Here is a 2,036-nt window from a genome sequence, read left to right on the forward strand (position 1 = left end):
CGCCTGCCCCCGGCGGGGGCGGCGCCCAGCCTCCCACCGGCCACTCTCGACAGGAAAGACGGGAACTTGAAAGAACCGGTGATGCCGGGAGCGGTACCCAACCCGCTCCGCAACGCCCTGGACCGCAGACTGCCCCGTATCGCCGGACCCAGCGTGCTGGTGCTCTTCGGCGTCACGGGCGACCTGGCCCGCAAGAAGCTCCTGCCGGCCATCTACGACCTGGCCAACCGGGGGCTGCTGCCGCCGGGCTTCGGCCTGGTGGGGTTCGCCCGCCGGGACTGGGAGGACCAGGACTTCGCCGACGAGGCCTACCAGGCGGTGCGCGAGCACGCGCGCACCCCGTTCCGCGAGGACGTGTGGCGCCAGCTCAGCGAGGGCGTCCGGTTCGTCCAGGGTGAGCTGCACGACGACGACGCGTTCGACCGCCTGGCCGAGTGCGTGCGCACCCTGGACACCGAGCGCGGCACCGGCGGCAACTACGCGTTCTACCTGTCGCTGCCGCCCAAGCTGTTCCCCACCGTGGTCAAGCAGCTCAAGCGGAGCGGCCTGGCCGAACCCGAGGAGGACCAGGTCTCGGAGGGCGGGATCCGGCCGTGGCGGCGGGTGGTGATCGAGAAGCCCTTCGGCCACGACCTGGAGAGCGCCCGGGACCTCAACGCGGTGGTGGACGACGTGTTCCCGCCCTCGTCGGTGTTCCGCATCGACCACTACCTGGGCAAGGAGACGGTCCAGAACATCCTGGCCCTGCGCTTCGCCAACACCCTCTTCGAGCCCCTGTGGAACCGCAGCTACGTGGACCACGTGCAGATCACCATGGCCGAGGACATCGGCGTGGGCGGCCGGGCGGGCTACTACGACGGGATCGGCGCGGCCCGCGACGTCATCCAGAACCACCTCCTCCAGCTGCTGGCCCTGGTGGCGATGGAGGAGCCCATCTCCTACAGCGCGGACGCGCTGCGCGCGGAGAAGGAGAAGGTGCTGGCGTCGGTGTCGCTGCCCGAGGACCTGTCCACGGGCACCGCGCGCGGCCAGTACGCGGCGGGCTGGCAGGGCGGCGCGGCGGTGCGCGGCTACCTGGAGGAGGAGGGCATCCCCTCCGACTCGGTGACCGAGACCTACGCGGCGCTGAAGCTGTCGGTGGACACCCGGCGCTGGTCGGGCGTGCCCTTCTACCTGCGCACCGGCAAGCGGCTGGGCCGCAGGGTGACGGAGGTGGCGCTGGTGTTCCAGGCCGCCCCGCAGCAGCTGTTCCCGCGCACCGACGTCAGCGAGGTGGGGCAGAACGCCCTGGTGCTGCGCATCCAGCCGGACGAGGGCGTGACGCTGCGCTTCGGCTCCAAGGTGCCCGGGGCCAGCATGGAGGTCCGCGACGTGAGCATGGACTTCGCCTACGGGCAGTCCTTCACCGAGGCCAGCCCCGAGGCCTACGAGCGGCTCATCCTGGACGTGCTCATCGGCGACCCGCCGCTGTTCCCGCGCCAGGAGGAGGTCGAGCTGTCCTGGCGGATCCTGGACCCGGTCGAGGAGTACTGGTCGAAGGCGGGCCAGCCCGAGCAGTACGGCTCGGGCACCTGGGGCCCGGAGTCGGCCGAGCAGCTGCTCTCCAGGGACGGGCGCCAGTGGCGGCGCCCGTGAACAGCCACGACCCCGCCGGGAGGAACCGATGACGCTCTACCTGCCGCGCACCACGACCTCGCAGATCGCCGAGGCGCTCATGGCCGAGCGGCTCAGCGTGGGCGGCGGTGCCATGAACATGGTCCTGACCCTGGTCATCGTCACCGACGAGGCCGACCACTACGACGCGGTGCGCGCCGCGACCGAGGCGGGCCGCGAGCACCCCTCGCGCGTGGTGGCGCTGGTGCGGCGCGACCCCGACGCCGAACCGGCCATCGACGCCGAGATCCGCCGCCCGGGCACCTCGGGGCCCGGCGAGGCGGTGCTGCTGCGGCTGTACGGGCCGCTGGGCGAGCACGCCGACTCGGTGGTCACCCCGCTGCTGGTGCCCGAGGCGCCGGTGGTGGTGTGGTGGCCGGGCG

2 protein-coding genes are annotated in these 2,036 nt (G+C 72.4%); both read left to right on the top strand.

Annotation, left to right across the window (positions count from 1 at the left end; genetic code table 11):
• The first annotated feature begins 81 nt into the window (after positions 1-81).
• Complete coding sequence (gene zwf / locus DQW06_RS05565) at positions 82-1,635, top strand: glucose-6-phosphate dehydrogenase (protein ID WP_013153993.1); 1,554 nt, start codon at positions 82-84, stop codon at positions 1,633-1,635.
• 28 nt (positions 1,636-1,663) lie between these two features.
• Positions 1,664-2,036: glucose-6-phosphate dehydrogenase assembly protein OpcA (locus DQW06_RS05570; protein WP_198662389.1), on the top strand; the 373-nt coding region annotated here is incomplete at its 3' end.

Origin of the sequence: Nocardiopsis sp. TNDT3, assembly GCF_003427465.1 — a bacterium.
Classification (GTDB): domain Bacteria; phylum Actinomycetota; class Actinomycetes; order Streptosporangiales; family Streptosporangiaceae; genus Nocardiopsis; species Nocardiopsis dassonvillei.

Coding starts and splice junctions, on each gene's coding strand:
- zwf (WP_013153993.1), top strand. CDS start 82: ATGCCGGGAGCGGTACCCAACCCGCTCCGCAACGCCCTGGACCGCAGA.